Origin of the sequence: Kitasatospora sp. NPDC090308, from assembly GCF_044769485.1 — a bacterium.
GTDB classification, from domain to species: Bacteria; Actinomycetota; Actinomycetes; order Streptomycetales; family Streptomycetaceae; genus Kitasatospora; species Kitasatospora fiedleri.
On the sequence record NZ_JBIVXY010000007.1, the window covers coordinates 47,012 to 64,521 of the forward strand.

At 75.6% G+C, this 17,510-nt stretch carries 17 protein-coding genes and 1 pseudogene; 11 read left to right on the forward strand and 7 right to left on the reverse strand.

Annotated elements, in window-relative coordinates; genetic code table 11:
• Positions 1 to 31: 31 nt before the first annotated feature.
• From ACIQVD_RS18090 to ACIQVD_RS18125, 8 genes and pseudogenes are all read left to right on the forward strand, one after another.
• Positions 32 to 685 (forward strand): annotated as a pseudogene (locus ACIQVD_RS18090) (IS5 family transposase); the annotation flags it as partial.
• Between the two features lie 213 nt (positions 686 to 898).
• On the forward strand, positions 899 to 1,753 hold the full coding sequence (locus ACIQVD_RS18095; protein WP_402290644.1) for an NAD(P)H-binding protein: 855 nt from the start codon (positions 899 to 901) through the stop codon (positions 1,751 to 1,753).
• Between the two features lie 559 nt (positions 1,754 to 2,312).
• Positions 2,313 to 3,362 carry an acyl-CoA dehydrogenase gene (locus ACIQVD_RS18100; RefSeq protein ID WP_402290170.1) on the forward strand — a complete coding sequence of 350 codons (1,050 nt, stop codon included), beginning with the start codon at positions 2,313 to 2,315 and terminating at the stop codon, positions 3,360 to 3,362.
• Entirely contained in the window at positions 3,359 to 4,171 is an 813-nt protein-coding gene (locus tag ACIQVD_RS18105) for a PIG-L deacetylase family protein (RefSeq protein ID WP_402290173.1), read from the forward strand. Before ACIQVD_RS18100 ends, ACIQVD_RS18105 begins: the two co-directional genes overlap by 4 nt.
• Positions 4,168 to 4,833, forward strand: a complete 666-nt coding sequence (locus ACIQVD_RS18110; RefSeq protein WP_400681475.1) for a methyltransferase domain-containing protein — start codon at positions 4,168 to 4,170, stop codon at positions 4,831 to 4,833. The genes ACIQVD_RS18105 and ACIQVD_RS18110 overlap by 4 nt, the downstream gene beginning before the upstream one ends.
• The gene (locus tag ACIQVD_RS18115; RefSeq protein ID WP_400681474.1) at positions 4,830 to 5,546 is read left to right on the forward strand and encodes a glycosyltransferase; all 717 of its coding nucleotides are present in this window, start codon (positions 4,830 to 4,832) and stop codon (positions 5,544 to 5,546) included. The genes ACIQVD_RS18110 and ACIQVD_RS18115 overlap by 4 nt, the downstream gene beginning before the upstream one ends.
• 139 nt (positions 5,547 to 5,685) lie before the next feature.
• A complete protein-coding gene (locus tag ACIQVD_RS18120; RefSeq protein ID WP_400681472.1) occupies positions 5,686 to 6,222 on the forward strand; it encodes a ferritin-like domain-containing protein in 537 nt (178 codons plus the stop codon).
• Between the two features lie 280 nt (positions 6,223 to 6,502).
• Positions 6,503 to 8,299, forward strand: coding sequence for an acyl-CoA dehydrogenase (locus ACIQVD_RS18125; RefSeq protein ID WP_402290177.1), 1,797 nt, complete (start codon positions 6,503 to 6,505; stop codon positions 8,297 to 8,299).
• Between the two features lie 62 nt (positions 8,300 to 8,361).
• Here the strand turns inward: ACIQVD_RS18125 and ACIQVD_RS18130 are convergent, their stop codons facing one another.
• Both ACIQVD_RS18130 and ACIQVD_RS18135 read right to left on the reverse strand, forming a co-directional pair.
• Positions 8,362 to 9,558, reverse strand: a complete 1,197-nt coding sequence (locus ACIQVD_RS18130) for a spore photoproduct lyase family protein (RefSeq protein ID WP_402290179.1) — start codon at positions 9,556 to 9,558, stop codon at positions 8,362 to 8,364.
• A gap of 54 nt (positions 9,559 to 9,612) precedes the next feature.
• The gene (locus ACIQVD_RS18135; RefSeq protein ID WP_402290182.1) at positions 9,613 to 10,665 is read right to left on the reverse strand and encodes a phosphatidylinositol-specific phospholipase C domain-containing protein; all 1,053 of its coding nucleotides are present in this window, start codon (positions 10,663 to 10,665) and stop codon (positions 9,613 to 9,615) included.
• Between the two features lie 315 nt (positions 10,666 to 10,980).
• On the opposite strand from ACIQVD_RS18135, the gene ACIQVD_RS18140 reads away from it, so the two are divergent.
• Both ACIQVD_RS18140 and ppk2 read left to right on the forward strand, forming a co-directional pair.
• Positions 10,981 to 11,328 carry a PRC-barrel domain-containing protein gene (locus ACIQVD_RS18140; RefSeq protein WP_400681464.1) on the forward strand — a complete coding sequence of 116 codons (348 nt, stop codon included), beginning with the start codon at positions 10,981 to 10,983 and terminating at the stop codon, positions 11,326 to 11,328.
• 86 nt (positions 11,329 to 11,414) lie between these two features.
• Positions 11,415 to 12,386 (forward strand): polyphosphate kinase 2, encoded by a 972-nt coding sequence (gene ppk2 / locus ACIQVD_RS18145; RefSeq protein WP_402290185.1) that lies wholly within the window; start codon positions 11,415 to 11,417, stop codon positions 12,384 to 12,386.
• A gap of 43 nt (positions 12,387 to 12,429) precedes the next feature.
• On the opposite strand, the gene ACIQVD_RS18150 is transcribed toward ppk2, so the two are convergent.
• The 5 genes from ACIQVD_RS18150 to ACIQVD_RS18170 form a co-directional block, all read right to left on the reverse strand.
• On the reverse strand, positions 12,430 to 14,073 hold the full coding sequence (locus ACIQVD_RS18150) for an SDR family oxidoreductase (RefSeq protein WP_402290187.1): 1,644 nt from the start codon (positions 14,071 to 14,073) through the stop codon (positions 12,430 to 12,432).
• Between the two features lie 209 nt (positions 14,074 to 14,282).
• Positions 14,283 to 15,212, reverse strand: a complete 930-nt coding sequence (locus tag ACIQVD_RS18155; protein ID WP_402290189.1) for an SDR family oxidoreductase — start codon at positions 15,210 to 15,212, stop codon at positions 14,283 to 14,285.
• 237 nt (positions 15,213 to 15,449) lie between these two features.
• Positions 15,450 to 15,824 carry an ATP-binding protein gene (locus ACIQVD_RS18160; protein ID WP_400681455.1) on the reverse strand — a complete coding sequence of 125 codons (375 nt, stop codon included), beginning with the start codon at positions 15,822 to 15,824 and terminating at the stop codon, positions 15,450 to 15,452.
• 373 nt (positions 15,825 to 16,197) lie between these two features.
• On the reverse strand, positions 16,198 to 16,551 hold the full coding sequence (locus tag ACIQVD_RS18165) for an STAS domain-containing protein (RefSeq protein WP_402290192.1): 354 nt from the start codon (positions 16,549 to 16,551) through the stop codon (positions 16,198 to 16,200).
• A 100-nt stretch (positions 16,552 to 16,651) separates the two neighbouring features.
• Positions 16,652 to 17,020 carry a VOC family protein gene (locus ACIQVD_RS18170; protein ID WP_402290194.1) on the reverse strand — a complete coding sequence of 123 codons (369 nt, stop codon included), beginning with the start codon at positions 17,018 to 17,020 and terminating at the stop codon, positions 16,652 to 16,654.
• Between the two features lie 218 nt (positions 17,021 to 17,238).
• Here ACIQVD_RS18170 and ACIQVD_RS18175 point away from each other — a divergent pair, with 218 nt between their 5' ends.
• A complete protein-coding gene (locus tag ACIQVD_RS18175; protein WP_100834351.1) occupies positions 17,239 to 17,445 on the forward strand; it encodes a hypothetical protein in 207 nt (68 codons plus the stop codon).
• Positions 17,446 to 17,510: the final 65 nt, after the last annotated feature.

The window sequence follows — 17,510 nt, forward strand, 5'->3', positions numbered from 1 at the left end:
CGACGCGGAATGGGCCGTCGTGCGGGACGCGATGCCGGTGCCCGCCTGGCTGGAGGGAAGGGGTGGGCGGCCGGAGGGCTACTGCCACCGGCAGTTGGTCGACGCGGTGCGCTACCTGGTCGCGGGCGGCATCGCCTGGAGGGCGGTGCCCGCGGACTTCCCCGCCTGGGACCGCGTCTACGCGTTCTTCCGGCGCTGGCGGGACAAGGGCCTGGTCGGCGAGTTCCGCGACAGGCTGCGGGAGCGGGCCCGCGAGGCAGCGGGCCGTGATCCGGAGCCGACCGCCGGGATCATCGACGCCCAGCCGGTGAAGGCGGCGGCGTCGGTGCCGGCCACGAGCCGGGGGTTCGACGGCGGGAAGAAGGTGAACGGCCGCAAGAGGCACATCGTCGTGGACACCGTCGGGCTGCTGCTGGCCGTGATGGTCACCGCCGCATCCGTCACTGACCGCGAGGACGGCCGGACGCTCCTGGAGCGGCTGCGGATGCGGCACTGGCGGATCTCGCTGGTGTGGGCCGACGGCGGCTACACCGGACGCCTGGTCGACATCGCCCGTGACGTGCTGCGGATCGCGCTGACCGTGATCAGGCGGACGGATGACACGACGGGCTTCGTGGTGCTGGCGAAAAGGCGGCTGGTGGAGAGGACATTCGCGTGGCTGGTGCACTCGCGCCGTCTGGCCCGCGACTACGAGAGGCGCACCGACGCCTCCGAGGCGGTGAGCCGCTGGTCGATGACCATGGTCATGAGTCGCCGGCCCCACCGCCCGGCCCCTGGCGGGCCGCACCGCCGACCAGCGCCCCCACGCCGGCGAAGCGCGGCCCACGGGCCGCCGTCGCGTCCCCGTTCCGCGCACCGCAGCCGCCCACCCGCCCGTACAGGGGAGGAACCCCGCACCATGAGCATCGTCGTCACCGGCGCCAACGGCCGGCTCGGCCGCCTGACCGTCGCCGAACTCCTGCGCACCGTACCCGCCCGCGAGATCACCGCCGTGGTCCGCACCCCCGGCAAGGCGGCCGACCTCGCCGGGCGGGGCGTCACTGTCGTACTCGGCGACTACAACGACCCCGCCTCCTTCGACGGTCTCCTCCGGGCCGGCGACAAGGTGCTGCTGATCTCCGGCAACGAGTTCCACCGCGACATCGTCGCCCAGCACCAGGTCGTCATCGACGCCGCCGCCCGGGCCGACGTCGCCCTGCTCGCCTACACCAGCCTGCTGGGCACCATCAGCGGCCCCGTCTCCGTCAACCACCGCAGGACCGAGGCCGCCCTGCGCGCCCGCGGCCTGCCCCACACCCTGCTGCGCAACGGCCTCTACCACGAGATGGCCACCGACGCCGTGGCCCCCGCCCTGCGCACCGGCGCGATCGTCCGCGCCGCCGGACAGGGCCGCGTCGCCTCCGCCTCGCGCGCCGACTACGCCGCCGCGGCTGCCGCCGTCCTGACCGGCACCGGCCACGAAGGCGCCAGCTACGAACTCGGCGGCGACACCGCGTGGAGCTTCGCCGAACTCGCCGAAGAAATCTCCCGGCAGTCCGGCACCAGCGTCGTCTACCGGCCGGTGACCGCCGACCACTACGAGGAACTCCTCACCGCCACGGGCCTGCCCCAGCCGATCGCCCACGCCGTCGCCGCCCTCGACCTGAACGTCGCCGACGGCGAATGCGCCACCCGCAGCGGCGACCTCTCCCGCCTCACCGGCCGCCCCACCACTCCCCTCGCCCACGCCGTCGCCACCGCCCTGCGCCCCTGACCCAGGCACCTCGGCGGAAGAGCCCCGCAGCGGACGGCCGCACCTCCCCCGGCCGCCTCCCCCGGCCCGGCCCGTACCCTCCGGGCGTGATGAGACGTGAACGGCCCGGGCGCGGACCGTCCGCGGTGCCCGGTCAGGCACCGCGGGAACGGAGTCGGGACCGGATCGAGCCGGACCGGCACGAGGGGCGCGTCGACGACGTCCGGGAGGATCGGGCCGTCGAGCGGAGGGCCTTCACCCGTGGGTGGGCGCCTCCTCCCTGCGGCCGCAGGGTCCGCCGGGGCTGGTCAGCGGGTGGTCGACGCAGGTGGTCGACGCGGGCGGCCGGACGCCGGGAGTCCTCCGGCGGGGGCGGGCCGGGAGCGCGGTCGGGGTGCGGGCGTCCGGTGCGGGAGGCAGAGTCGGGGGCGATGCCGGGCGGCCGTCGAATCGTCCGGTGCGATGGTGAGGAGCTCAACGTGTTCGCTGGACCGTCCTTCCGGCCTTCCACCCTGCCGCCCTGGCCCGTCCGGGTGCCGCGGCAGCAGGGCCCCCACCCGTCCGACCGGGCCGGCAGTCCGTGAGCACCACCGTGCACGGCCGCGCCCCGGACGGGTCCGCCGGGGAGGTCTGCGCCACGGCGGGCCACCGCCGGACGATCGCCGAGGCGTTCACCCGGATGGCGGCCGACGGGGAGTTGGACCTTCCGCTGCCCGGTGCCGGGCGGACCGCGGAGCGCTGGGCGGCGCTGACCCGGTGGGCGCAGCAGGACCTGTCCCTGGCCCGGCTCGGTGAGGGCCATGCGGACGCCGTCGCGATCCTCGCCGAACTCGGGGCCCGGAGTTCGGAGTTCGCGCTGGACGGCGGAGCGGGGTCGCGCTGGGGGGTGTGGGCGGCCGAGCCGCCGGGGTACCGCCTGGAGGCGCGCCGCGGTTCGGACGGCTGGCGGTTGTCCGGGGTGAAGCCGTTCTGCTCGGGGGCCCGGGTGTGCACCCACGCGCTGGTGACCGCCCGCGACGGGGAGCGGCGGCGGCTGTTCGCCGTCGAGGTGGCGCAGCCGGGTCTCGTCCCGCTGCCGGACAGCTGGCCCGGGCCGGGCATGGCGGGCAGCGACACGCTGGACGTGGTGCTGGAGGACGTCCGGGCCGTCCCGGTCGGTGAGCCGGGCGCGTACCTGGAGCGCCCCGGTTTCCACCACGGCGGGATCGGCGTCGCCGCCTGCTGGCACGGCGGGGCCCGAGCGGTCGCCCGCACGCTGCTGGAGGCCGCGCGCAAGTGGGACCTGGGCCCGCACGCCCTGGCCCATCTCGGTGCCGTCGACGCGCACCTCGCCACCGTGGACGCCCTGCTGGAGGGCGCGGCCGCCGCCGTCGACGCCGACCCCCTCGACGCGGCCGGTACCTCGCGCCGCCGCACGATGCGGGTGCGGGCCGCCGTCGAGCACGCCGCCGGGGACGTGCTGGCCCGGGTCGGCCGGTCGCTGGGCGCCGCCCCGCTGGGCCACGACGCCGTGCACGCGCAGGCCGTCGCCGACCTGACCGTCTACCTGCGCCAGCACCACGCGGAGCGCGATCTGGCCGGTCTCGGCGCGGCGGCCCGCGACGCCCGCCTGGAGTGGGAGGACGGATGACGGACCGTCCGGTCCCGACGGCGGCTCCCGGCCCCGGGCGGCGGGCCGCGGCCGACCCGATCCAGGCGCCCGGGACGCCGGAGCAGGACTGGCGGGCGTGGGCGCCGCTGCACCGCCTCCCCGCCGTCGACCCGCTCGCCTGCCTGCCCGCCCGTCCGGACGGCCCGCCCGTCGTCCTGATCGTGGCGGCGCACCCCGACGACGAGGTCCTCGGCTTCGGCGGCACGATCGCCGTCCTCGCCGCGGCCGGTGTCCAGGTGCGCCTGGTGTCCGTCACCGACGGCGAGGCGTCCCATCCGCACAGCACCACTGCCGCGGCCCGCGACCTGGCAGCCGTGCGCGCCCGGGAACTGCGCCGGGCGACACGCGAGTTGGGGGCGGACGTGCCGGCGGTGCGGCTGGGGCTGCCCGACAGCGGCGTGGCCCGCCACGAACCGGCGCTGGCCGCCGAGCTGACCGGGCTGCTCGCGGACTGCGACCTGTGCGTGGCGCCGTTCGGCGCGGACCTGCACCCGGACCACGAAGCCGCGGGACGCGCGGCGCTGGCGGCCGGGGCCGCGCGGGGGGTTCCGGTGTGGGAGTACCCGGTGTGGGCGTGGCACTGGGCGGTGCCGGGCGATCCGCGGCTGCCCTGGAGCCGGGCGGCGCGCATCGCGCTGCCCCCGGCCGCCCGGGCCCGCAAGCGCGCGGCACTGCGGTGCTTCCGCAGCCAGATCGAGCCGCTCGGCGACGGACCGGGCGACGGGGCGATCCTGCCCCCGGACGAACTCGCCCACTTCCAGCGCGACTTCGAGGTGATCTGGCGATGACCACCCCCCCTCGCCCCGCGGCAGGGCGCCCGACCGGCGCCGCCACCCCCGCCGCCTACTTCGCCGGCATGTACGCCGAGCAGGACGACCCCTGGCGGCTGGCCGAGCGCTGGTACGAGCGGCGGAAGTACGCCCTGACCCTCGCGGCGCTCCCCGAGCCGCGCTACCGCAGCGCGTTCGAGCCGGGCTGCTCGGTCGGCGTCCTGTCCGCGCTGCTGGCCGAACGCTGCGACGCCCTGCTCGCGTGCGACCGGGAGGAGCGCGCCGTGGCCCGGGCCCGGGCCCGCCTCGCGCGGGCGCCGCACGTGCGGGTGGAGCACCGCCGGCTGCCGGACGACTGGCCCGACGGCGCCTTCGACCTCGTCGTCCTGTCCGAGCTGCTGTACTACTTCACCGCCGCCGACGCCGCGGACGTCCTGGAGCGGGCCGTGCACGCGTTGGAGCCCGGCGGCACGCTCCTGCTGGTCCACTGGCGCCACCCCGTCCCGGACCACGCCCGCAGCGCCGAGGCCGTCCACGGACAGGCCCGCGCCCACCCGGCCCTCGTGCGGATCGCCGCGCACGCCGAACCGGACTTCCTGCTGGACGTCTTCGTCCGCCCGGACCGGCCCGGCACCCCGGCCGCCGGCCTGTCCGTCGCCGCCGCCGAGGGCCTGACGTGATCCGCGCGGTGGCCGTCGTCGTCCCCGCCCGCGACGAGGAGGGGCTGCTCGGCAGCTGCCTGACCGCACTGCACCGGGCGCTGCGCCACCCTCGGGTACGGGCGCTGCCGCACCGGGTGGTCGTGGTGGCGGACGCCTGCACGGACGCCACCGCGGACGTGGCCCGCCGGTACGGCGCGCAGGTGCTGGAGCTGGCGGCCGGCAACGTCGGGGCGGCCCGCGCGGCGGGCAGCGAACGGGCCGTGGACCTCGCCCTCGCCACCGGGTCCGCCCTCGCCCCGGCCGGGGTGTGGCTGGCCCACACCGACGCGGACTCCCGGGTGCCGTCCGAGTGGCTCGCCCGCCAGCTCGACCACGCGGCTCTCGGATGGCACGCGGTCGTCGGCACCGTCCGCGTCACGGACTGGACCGGCCACCGGCAGGCCACCGCCGGGGCCTTCCGGCGGCACTACCGGCACCCGGCGGGCGCCGGGGGCCACCGCCACGTCCACGGGGCCAACCTCGCCGTCCGTGCCGACGCCTACCGCGCGGTCGGCGGTTTCGCACCTCTGCCCGTCGGCGAGGACCGCGCCCTGGTCGCGGCCCTGGAGGCCGCCGGCCACCGCGTCAAACGGACCCCCGACACCCCCGTCACCACCTCCGCACGACGCGACCCCCGCGCCCCCGGCGGCTTCGGCGACTTCCTGCGCGGCCTCGACTCCCTCGCCCGCTGACGCGCCCCGCCCGGACCGGGCGTCCGCGTGCTCGCGCTGGTGCAGACCGGTGGTGTCGCGGGCCCGTCCGTGTCGCCGCCGCCGGCTGCGGGAATCGGTGGGAGAACCGTTCTCACCCCCCACCACCTGGGAGTACCGCATGGCTGGCGACGATTTCGTCATCGACGTGACCCGGATCCGGGACGAAGCCCGGCAGAAGATGTCCGACGGCGCCCTGACGGCCACCTACGGCCTGGACGCCGCGAAGGTGATCGCCGTCCTGAACGACGTGGTCGCCACCGAGGTGGTGTGCTGGCTGCGCTACACCCGGCACGCGATCTCGGCCACCGGCATCGATCGCGCGCAGGTCGCGGCCGAGTTCACCGAACACGCCGCCGAGGAGATGCAGCACGCCCTGCGCGCCGCCGAACGGATCTCCCAGCTCGGCGGCGAGCCCGACTTCGACCCCGCCACCCTCGTCCGACGCGCCCACACCGACTACACCACTCCCGGCGAGACGGACCTCAAGACGATGCTGGAGGACAACCTGCTCGCCGAGCGCATCGTCATCTCCACCTACCAGGAGATCGCCCGCTGGCTCGGCGAGCACGACCCCACCACCCGCCGGCTCATCGAATCCATCCTCGAGGAGGAGGAAGAGCACGCCGACGACCTCACCGACCTGCTCGCCACCTGACCGCGTCCCTGGGCCGCACGTCCGCCGTTCTCCGCCCGCCGGTCTCCGCGCGCCGCCGGGTTCCGGTGGAGAACGGGGGCGGGAGCGCGCCCGCACGTCGGGCCGAAGCCGTGCGGGGCCCGGAACGGCCGGAGCCGCCCGCCCCGGGCGGGGGCGGGGGGCTCCGGGGCGCCCGGGTCGTCGCGGACGGTGCCCGGTCGACCCCGCCCGCGTCCGCGCGCGGGCACGGCGGAGAATGGGGCCTGCCCGCAGACCGGCCGCCCGATTGGACGCACCCGCCATGGCCTCCCTCCTGCTGTCCCGCCGCGACCTGGACTTCCTGCTGCACGACTGGCTGGACGTCACCGCCCTGACCGCGCGCGAGCGCTACGCCGAGCACGACCGGGACACGATCGACGCGGTGCTCGACCTCAGTGCGCGGATCGCGGCCGAGCACTTCGCCCCGCACAACAAGAAGAACGACGCCCAGGAACCGACCTTCGACGGCGAGCGGGTGCACATCATCCCGGAGGTCGGGCGGGCGCTGCGGGTCTTCGCCGAGTCCGGTCTGGTCGGTGCGGCGATGGACCACGCGGTGGGCGGGCAGCAGCTGCCGCAGGTGGTCGCCCACGCCTGCACGGCCTGGTTCCAGGCGGCCAACGTCGGCACCGCGGCCTACCCGTTCCTGACGGTGGCCAACGCCAACCTGCTGCTGGCCCACGGCAGCGCGGAGCAGGTCGACACCTACGTGCGGCCCATGGTCGAGGGCCGCTTCTTCGGCACCATGTGCCTCTCCGAGCCGCAGGCGGGCTCCTCGCTGACCGACATCACCACCCGGGCGGTGCCGCAGCCCGACGGCACGTACCGGATCACCGGCACCAAGATGTGGATCTCCGGCGGCGACCACGACCTGAGCGAGAACATCGTCCACCTGGTGCTCGCCAAGATCCCCGGCGGCCCGGCGGGCGTGAAGGGCATCTCGCTCTTCGTCGTCCCCAAGTACCTGGTGGCGCCGGACGGTTCACCGGGCGAGCGCAACGACGTGGTCCTGGCGGGCCTGAACCACAAGATGGGCTACCGGGGCACGGCCAACACGCTCCTCAACTTCGGCGAGGGACGGCACACGCCGGCGGGCGCGCCGGGCGCGGTCGGCTTCCTGGTCGGCGAGCCGCACCACGGCCTGGCGTACATGTTCCACATGATGAACGAGGCCCGGATCGGCGTCGGCCTGGGCGCCGCCGCGCTCGGCTACACCGGCTACCTGCACGCCCTCGACTACGCCCGCACCCGCACCCAGGGGCGTCCGCCCGGCGCCAAGGACCCCGCCGCCCCGCAGGTGCCGATCATCGAGCACGCCGACGTCAGGCGGATGCTGCTGGCCCAGAAGAGCTACGTCGAGGGTGGCCTCGCGCTGAGCCTGTACTGCAGCCGCCTGCTGGACGAGGAGCGCACCGCCGGGCAGCAGGCCGAACGGGACCGGGCCCGGCTGCTGCTCGACGTGCTGACCCCGATCGCCAAGAGCTGGCCCTCGCAGTGGTGCCTGGCCGCCAACGACCTCGCCATCCAGGTCCACGGCGGTTACGGGTACACCCGCGAGTACGACGTCGAGCAGTTCTACCGCGACAACCGGCTCAACCCCATCCACGAGGGCACCCACGGCATCCAGGGCCTCGACCTGCTCGGCCGCAAGGTCGTCATGGGCGGCGGGGCGGGCCTGCGGCTGCTGCTGGAGACCATCGGCGCCACCGTCCGCCGGGCCGCGGACACCGGGGGCGAAGCCGCCGTCCTGGCCGCAGAGTTGGCCGCCGCCGCCACCCGGGTCGAGCGCACCACCGCCGCCCTGTGGGCGGGCGGCGACCCGGACACCGCGCTGGCCAACGCCTCCCTCTACCTGGAGGCGGTCGGACACGTGGTGGTCGCCTGGATCTGGCTGGAGCAGTTCCTCGCCCTCCCCGACGGCGGGGACGCCTTCCACCAGGGCAAGCGGCAGGCCGCCCGCTACTTCTTCCGCGTCGAACTCCCCCGCACCGGACCGCAGTTCGACCTGCTGACCGGCCTGGACCGGACGGCGGCCGACACCCGCCCCGACTGGTTCTGAGCGCCCGCGCACGCGCACGCGCACGCACCGGGCCGCCGGGCCCGGTGCGTGCGGACGGTGTGTCAGAAGGCGTAGCGGATCCGCAGCCAGGGGGCGCGGGCGCCGATCAGCTCGCGCAGCGTCTCGAGGGCGGCGGCCTTGACGCCGGTGCGGTAGCGCACGTTCCAGCCGCCGTTCTCGGAGCGTTTCGGCTGCTGGAGGTCCGGGCGCCACAGGACCTCCTCCGCGCGGGGGTGCCAGCCGAGGTTGACCTCGTGCAGGTCCCGGTTGTGGGTGAGCATGATGACCTCCGCGGCGGCCTGGTCCTTGACCCGCTCCGGGAGCGTGTCGTCCATGGCCCGCAGCAGTTCGCCCCAGTCGTGCTCCCAGCCCGGGCGGATGACCACCGGGGAGAGGTTGAAGTGCACCTCGTAGCCGGCGTCGAGGAAGTCGGCGGCGGCCGCGAGGCGTTCGGGGACCGGGCTGGTGCGGATGTCGAGGTGCCTGGAGTCGTCGGGCGGCATGACGGAGAAGCGGATGCGGGTGCGGCCCTGCGGGTCGAGCCGCAGCAGGTCGGGGTTGACGAACTTGGTGGCGAAGGACGCCTTGGCGGTGGGCAGGCGGCGGAAGGCCCGGACCAGGTCGGCGGTGCCGTCGCCGATCAGGTCGTCGACCGAGCAGTCGCCGTTCTCCCCGATGTCGTAGACCCAGGCGCGCTCGTCGCACTGGTTGGGCTCGCGCTTGGGGCCGTTGGCCGCGACGTGCCGTTCCAGGGCGGCCAGGACGCGCTCGGTGTTGGTGAAGACGGTGATGGGGTTGGCGAAGCCCTTGCGGCGCGGGACGTAGCAGTAGGCGCAGGCCATGGCGCAGCCGTTGGAGAGGCCGGGGGCGATCCAGTCGGCCGACCGCCCGTTGGGGCGGATGCCGAAGGACTTGCGCTCGCCGAGGACCAGGGTGCCGCGCTTGGTCCGCACCCAGCGCTCCACGTTGCCCGCGTTGCCGTGCAGGTCGGGGATGCGCCAGTGGGAGGCGGTCTCGACGATCCGGGCGCCGGGGAAGCGGGCGATGATCTGCCGGCCCCGCCAGGACCGCGCGGCGGCGGGTTCGGCGTGGATCTCGGTGATGTCGAGCAGCCTGCGCGCCTGCTCCCCGTCGCGGAACGGCCGCTCGGGGGGTTCGCCGTCGGGGGATTCGCCGGGCGGCGCGGCGGCGGCGATGAGCTCGTCCAGGTCGAACAGGCCCTCGGCCCCGTCTCCCGGCCCTCCGGGACGCTGTCGCATGTCACCAGTGTACGGAGGAGGGCCGGGGCGCGGGGACGCGACGCCGGCGGGGTGTCAGCCGCGCGGCAGGACCATGGACTGGACCTCGGGCAGGTGGCGCCAGTCGGCGGAGACCAGGGTGGCGTGGGCGCCGGCGAGTTGGACCACGCGGGCGCGGGCCTGGTCCGCGGTCGGGTCGGTGGCGCTGATCGCGGGGGCGACGTTCTGCGCGTCGGTCATGCTGAGCAGGTAGTGGCGGGTGTCGTACCAGGAGGTGTCGACGCCGTTCAGGTAGGTGGCGGCGTCCCCGTCGAAGACCACGAACCAGGGGCGGATGTCCGTCTCCGGGTACCCGGTACGCGGGTCGCCGGCGGCGGCGCCGTGGACGGCGGGGAAGACCCGGGCGTCGCCGATCCGGCCGGCCGCGGCCAGGTCGCGCAGGTGGCGGGCGTACTCGACGTCGGTGTGCAGGGTGTCGAAGGGGTTGCCCTCCTCCACGGTGCCGGGGATGACGTAGACGATCGCGCGGCCGGCCAGGCTCGACCGGCCGGGCCAGTTGCCGGCCCTGGCGGCGTCGTCCAGGGTCGGGTAGCTCCCCCCGCCGGGCTTGGCCAGCAGGTCGGCGGGGCGGAAGGCGGCGCTGCCCAGGTGGGCGGCGATCAGCGCGTCGAGCTGGGCGGGGCCCATGCCGCTGTTGGCCGCGAAGCCGCCCTTGAGTTCCAGTTTGACCGTCAGCGGGCCCGCCGCGGGGTGCGCGGCCAGCCAGACCCGGACGTCGTCCAGGCAGCTCTCCAGGTTCTTGTTGGCGCCGCCGGTGTACAGCTGCGCCGGGGAGGAGGCGTTGACGCAGTTGTTTGAGTTGCCCAGCGGGTTGGAGTGGCTGACCTTCCACTCCTTGGTGACGGTGTCGGTCCAGGCGTCCAGCTCGATCATCGAGGTGCCGGTGTCCAGCGCCTGGGCCAGGAATCCGAAGGCGGCCGGGTCGTAGGTGTTGTGGATGCCCACGGAGCTGGTGGAGGCGAACGGCAGTTCGGCGGGGGTGGCGGCGCCGGCGGCGGCGCCGAGCTGGGTGGTGGCCGTGAGGGCCGCGGTGAGTGCGGCTGCGGCGGCGGTGCGGCGGAGGTTCATTCGGTCCCTCGTCGGTCGGGCGGCGCGGACGGTCGGGCGGCGCGGACGGTCGGGCGGCGCGGACGGTCGGGCGGCGCGGACGGTCAGGCGGTCAGGCGGTCAGGCGGTCAGGCGGTCAGGCGGTCAGGCGGTCAGGCGGTCAGGCGGTCAGCCAGCAGCGTGGGCCCCCTGAATGACTTTCACGTGACATGACAACGAACTGCCACGGAAGCTGACGCGGCGTCAAGACCCCGCGGTGGAACCGGGGCGGATGGGCCGTCGGAACGCGGGTAACGGAGTCGGTGAAGCAGCACGTCGAGGACAGGGGAGGCCAACGTGGCCAGAGGGATCTGGGATTACGAGAGCGCCGAGGGGTACGCCTCGGGCGACGATCTGGCGGGATACCGGGTGGAGGCCTCGGACGGCCGGATCGGCAAGGTCGACAAGCACAGCGAGGACGTCGGCCACGCCTACCTCGTGGTGGACACCGGGCCGTGGATCTTCGGGCGCACGGTGCTCGTCCCGGCGGGCACCGTCAACCGGGTCGACCACGACGACAGGTCGGTGTGGCTGGACCGGACCATGGAGGAGATCCGGAACTCGCCCGAGTTCGATCCCGACACCCATGCCGACAGCTCCGACTACCACCAGGCCCTCGGCGCCTACTACCTGGGAACCGCCTGAGCCCCGCGCCGCCCCGTCCGACCGGACGGGGCGGCCGTCCCGGAACCGGGACGGAACCACCCGACCGAAGGGAGCAGGAGCCCGCCGTGGACGAGCGAGAAGCCCGGCGCACCGGGGCCGAGGACCTGTTGGCGGGTCTGAGCGTGGACGACCAGCGGCCGGAGCAGCCGGTGCTGCTGGACGCGGCCGGCGCGCCCATACAGACCTGGCAGGAGAACCACCCCTACGACCGCAGGATGGGCCGCGGCGAGTACGAGCGGACCAAACGGATCCTGCAGATCGAACTGCTGAAGCTCCAGCGCTGGGTGAAGGCCACCGGGACGCGGCTGGTCGTCGTCTGCGAGGGCCGGGACGCGGCGGGCAAGGGCGGCGCGATCCGACGCTTCACCGAGCGCCTCAACCCGCGCGGCGCCCGGATCGTCGCCCTCGACAAGCCCACCGACCGGGAGGCCGGGCAGTGGTACTTCCAGCGGTACGTCGCCCAGTTGCCGACCGCGGGTGAGATCGTCTTCTTCGACCGCTCCTGGTACAACCGGGCCGGGGTCGAGCGGGTGATGGGGTTCTGCTCGCCGGAGGAGTACGAGCGGTTCCTGCGGCAGTGCCCCGCCTTCGAGGACATGCTGGTGGCCGACGGGATCGTGCTGGTGAAGTTCTGGTTCTCGGTCTCGCGCTCCGAACAGCGCACCCGCTTCGCGATCCGCCGGGTCGACCCGGTGCGCCAGTGGAAGCTCTCCCCCACCGACCTGGCCTCCCTGGACCTGTGGGACGCCTACACGAGCGCCAAGGTCGGCATGTTCCGGGCCACCGACACCCGCTCCGCACCCTGGACGGTGGTCAAGGGCAACGACAAGCGGCGGGCCCGGGTGGAGGCGATCCGCAGCCTGCTGGACCGGGTCGACTACGAGAGCAAGGACCGCGACGCGGTGGGGCGGCCCGACCCGCTGATCGTGGGGGCCGCGGACACGCTGCTGGAGGCCGGCGAGGAGGACACCGCCCTGTCGCCCACGCCGTTGGCCGGACCGCACCACGGTCCGGGCCGCCACCCCGGACGGGGCTGAGCCCGGCGCCCCGCGCCGGGCTCAGCCCCGTCCCGCACCGCGGTCAGTCCCGGTCCCGGGCCGCGTCGGCCCCGGTCTCCGCGCCCGCGCCCGCGCCCGGGTCGGCGGACTCCGACGGCCCGTGCGGGTCGTGGCGGCCCAGGCGCTCGGCCGCGCGGGTGATGTTGCGGGCCATCCCGCCGAAGACGAAGGCGTGGAAGGGGGACACGCTCCACCAGTAGGCCTGGCCGGCGAGGCCGCGCGGGTGGAAGAGCGCGCGCTGGAGGTAGACCGTCCGCCCCTGCCGGTCCCGGCCGACGCGCAGCTCCAGCCAGGCGAGCCCCGGCAGCAGCATCTCGGCGCGCAGCCGCAGGAGTTCCCCGCGGTCGACGGCCTCCACGCGCCAGAAGTCCACGGCGTCGCCGAGCCGCAGCCGGGTGGCGTCGCGCCGGCCCCGGCGCAGCCCCACGCCCCCCACCAGGCGGTCCAGCCAGCCGCGGACGGCCCAGCCGAGCCCGAAGGAGTACCAGCCGTTCTCGCCGCCGATGCCCTCGATGACCTGCCACAGCTCCTCGGGACGCGCCTGGGTCCGCCGGGCCCGGCGGTCGATGTACAGGCTGCCGCCCGCCCAGTCGGGGTCGGTGGGCAGCGGGTCGCTGGGCGCGTCGGGCAGGGCCGCGGACGACCAGCGGGTGGCGACCTGCGCCTCCTTGACCTGCTGCAGGGCCAGGCGCAGCGCCTCGTCGAAGTCCAGCGGGGACGTCGCGGTGTCGGGGATGTGGTCGGCGATGTCGTGCTCGGTGCAGACCACCTCGTGGCGCAGCGACTCCGCCAGCGGGCGGGCGATGCTGCGCGGGACGGGCGTCACGAGGCCGATCCAGTGGCTGGACAGCCCCGGTGACAGCATCGGCACGGAGACGATGAGGCGGTGCGGCAGTTCCGCCACCCGGGCGTAGCGCTGCATCATCGCGCGGTAGTCCATCACCTCGGGCCCGCCGATGTCGAAGGTGCGGGAGACGGAGGCCGGCAGCGTCGCGCTGCCCACCAGGTAGCGCAGGACGTCCGCGACCGCGATCGGCTGGATGCGGGTGCGCACCCAGCGCGGCGTCACCATGACCGGGAGGCGCTCGACGAGGTAGCGGAGCATCTCGAAGGACGCCGATCCGGAACCGATGACCGTCGCCGCCCGCAGCACCGCCGTGGGCACGCCCGAGTCGAGGAGGATGCGCCCGACCTCGGCCCGCGAGCGCAGGTGCGGCGACAGGTCGCTCTCGGGCACGTCCCTGGGGGTGAGCCCGCCGAGGTAGACCAGCCGGTCCAGCCGGGTGGCGCGGGCCGCGTCCGCGAAGGTGCGGGCGGCGCGGCGGTCGGTCTCCTCGAAGTCGTCGCCCCCGCGCATGGCGTGCACCAGGTAGTAGGCGACGCTCACGCCGTCCAGGGCGCGGGCCACGGAGTCCGCGTCCAGGACGTCGCCGCGCACCACCTCCACCTCGTCGATCCAGGGGAAGTCGCGCAGCTTGTCCGGCGTGCGGACCAGGCAGCGCACCCGGTAGCCCGCCGACAGGAGCTCCGGGACGAGACGGCCGCCGATGTACCCGCTGGCGCCGGTGACCAGGCAGAGCCCGGCGGGTGCGCCGTCCTCGGTCGGCCCGGACGGGGCGGGGGCGGCGGCCTCTTCGGAGGAGTGTCCGTTGCTGTCGTGGGTCATGAGTCGCCTTCGCGGGTGGGAGCGTGTCGTGGGAACCGGCCCGGGGAGCGGCCGGCTGGGATTCCTCCTCTGCTACCCGCTGCGGGGACGGGCAAGACGGTGCCGGGCGGGTACCGCCCCGATTGGCCGAGGCCCGGCCGGGGCGGGGGCGCTGCGGGGTCCGGGCGGCGGGGTCCGGGCGGCGGGGTCCGGGCGGCGGCCCGCGGGCGCTACCCGGAGGGGGGCGGGTGCGACTCCCGGTAGGAGTTCCAGTCCGCGTGCCCGCCGGCGCCCAGCACTTCGCCCGCGGAGGAGAACGCGCCGTCCGCCGCGGCCCGCAGCTCGCGGCGGGTGGTCCGGGCCACCAGGGCGGGGAAGACCGGGCGCAGCGGCTGGCACCAGCGCAGCCACGGCGGGGCGTAGATCTGCGGGGCGCGCCCGGTGATGCCCCGGGTGAGCCACCGGGCGACCTGCTCCGGGGAGTGGACGCGGCGGGCGGGCCGTGGCTGGTTGCGGCGCAGCGCCGCCAGGACCGGGTTGTCGTCGATGCCGTCGAGCATCTCGGTTCCGGTCCAGTGGAGGTAGGCGACGCCGACCTGGACGCCGTCGGGTTCGACCTCGCCGCGCAGGGCGAGCGCGAACGACTCGGCTCCCGCCTTCGACGCGCAGTAGGCGCTCATCATCGGGGCCGCACCGAAGGCCGCCGTCGAGGCGATCTGGAGGAAGTAGCCCCGGGTGGAGATGAGTTGAGGCAGGAAGGCGCGGGCGGTGTTGGCGGACCCGATGAGGTTGACGTCGATGACCCGCTGCCAGAGTTCGGCGCTGGTGCGGCCGAACGACCCGCTCACGGCGATGCCGGCGTTGGCCACCACCACGCTGGCCGGTCCCAGCTCGGCCTCGACCCGGCGGGCGGCCCCGGCCAGGGCGGCCCGGTCGGTGACGTCGCACTCGACGCAGAGGGTCGGCCCGGGAAGGGCCGCGGCGGTCTCCCGGAGGGTCGCCTCCTCCCGCCCGGCGAGGGCCACCCGCATGCCGGCCGCGGACAGGCTCCGCGCGAGGTGCTCCCCGACGCCGCGGGCGGCCCCCGTGACGACGGCCACCCGCCCGCGCAGCGGAGACGCCCCGCCGCGGAGCCCGTCTCCGCCGGACGCAGTGCGCATCGCTCCTCCTCGCTCGCGGTCGGGGCGCCGGACGGCCTCCGCGTGCCCCGCCCCACCCTCGGTCCGGCCGCCGGCCGCCGCAACCGCACCGCCGCCGACGGGCCCGGCGGGACGGGGGCCCGGCACCCGGCGCGGTCCCGCGACGTCCCGTGCGGCGAGCGGGCCCCCCTGCCCGGTGGCGGGCAAGGAGGGCGCGCGCTGGGCGCCGTGGGGCGGGCGGGGGTTCGGCGGCAGGCCCTAGAGCGGGACGGTGACGCTCACCCGCTTGCCGCCCCCGGGCAGGGGGAGGACGTCCCCGGTCGCGGCGAGGAGCTGGACCAGTGCCCAGCCGCGCCCGCTCAGGCGGTAGGGGTCCCGCAGGGCGGTCGGGTCGGTTCGCGGGCGGCTGCCGACGGCGTCCTCGACGTCGATCCGCACGCACGTGCCGCCGCCCGGGCGGCCGTCGGTCCCCCCGGCGGCGGCGCCCACCGGCGCGGTCTCGACGCCGACGGCGAAACCCACCACGCCGCCCGCGTGGCGCACGGCGTTGGTGACGAGTTCGGAGGCCACCAGCAGCGCGTTCCGCCGCCCGGCGGGGGAGACGGCTCCCTCGGCGCCCAGTACGTCCGACACCGCCCGCCGCGCCTGCGCCGGCGTGCGCACCGGCGTCCCGGCGCACGTCGGCAGCCGGTCCCCGTCCCCGCCCGCGGCCCCACCTGCGCCACGGGCGGCGTGCGGGGAACGCCGGAGACCGGGCAGGGCGTCCCCGGCGGCCGTGGGGGGAAGGTGGACGGTGAAGCGGCGGTGCGGCATGGCGTGGCCTCTGTTCGATCGGCTCTCGGCATCGGCGGTGGACCGTGCACACGGAACGTTCACCGATCCTTGTGCCCCCGTCCCCGCTCGCCATCCCCCTCACTGTTCCCGCGCGTTCCCGCGGCCCCTCCCCCGCCCCGCCAGGCGCTCCCGTCCTCCTGCGGTCCGGCCGACCCGGCGGCGGGCGGCGGCGTCACGTCCGTGCGCGTCCGTGCCGAGGGCCCGCACGCGCACGGACGCTCAGGGTGAGGAGCGGGTCCGGGCCCGTCATCGCGAACAGGCGGGCCACCGGATTCGGGACCGCGGCCAGCCGCAGCATCCGCTCCTGCGCCGTCAGCCGCTGGAGGAGCTCCACCGGGGCGCCGATGCCGGAGGAGTCGCAGAATTCCAGTCGTGCGCAGTCGGCCACCGCCGGGCCCGCTCCGTGCCCCCGGGCCGGTTCCCGGCCGGTGGCCTCGGGCAGCTGGACCGCGCTGTCGAAGTCCAGCTCCCCGCGCAGGCACAGCACCGTGCCCCGCTCCTCCCGCGCGACCTGGACCGAGAACACCCTCGGCCTCGTCCGTCCGGAGCCCGTAGCGACGACCCGCCCGTCCTGCGGACCCGCCCGGCCCGGGGCTCGCGCACCTCGTGGGCGGTGCCGGGCGGGGTCAGCCGTGCGCGGTGTCGATGACGCAGAAGCGGTTGCCGTCCGGGTCGGCGAGCACGACGAAGTCCGGGTCCGGCGGGTAGCTGTCCCAGTCGACCCGCTCGGCGCCCAGCGCCACCAGTCGTTCCACCTCGGCGGCCTGTTCGGCGGCGTCGTCCGCGTAGAGGTCGAGGTGGATCCGCGGGTGTTCCTGGACGGGGCTGACGCTGCGGTCCAGTGCCAGTTGCACCCCGCCCTCGTGCGGGGGCAGCAGGACCGCCCAGTCCTCGTCGAACTCCCCGCGCGGGACGTACCCGAGCGCCGCCGTCCAGAACGCCACCGCCCGCGGCACGTCCGCCACGCCCAGTACCACCGAACCCATCGTCAACATCCTTCCAGTGTGCCGGACTCCGGGCCGGAGCGGGCACGAGGCCCGACGGACCGGAGCGGGCCCGAGGTCCCGTGCACCGACGGGCGCGGGGCCCCCGCGCCGCGGGCGGCGTCCCGCCCTGCGGGGTTGGGGATGCAGGAGGCCGTTCGTGCTCGTAGTGTCGGAAGAGGGGGCGCCACCCGACCGGATGGTGAAATCCAGACGAGGAGGCACATCTGATGCTTACTCAGTTCCGGACCGAAACGGCCCCGACGTCACGCAGCGCGACGTCGACCGAGGCCGCCGCGTTGGCGAGCCTGATGGTGGAGGACGAGGCCGTCGTGTCCGACGCGCCCACGTACTCGCCCGAGGCGCTGGGAGGCGGACTCCTGGTGCTGGGGCTGCTGCTGTCGCCGAAGCCCCCGAAGGAGAAGCCGACCCGGTAGTCGGGGAGGTCTGATCACCGGGCCGGTCCGCCTGCACGGGCCGGCCCGGTGCGCACCCGCCGCGT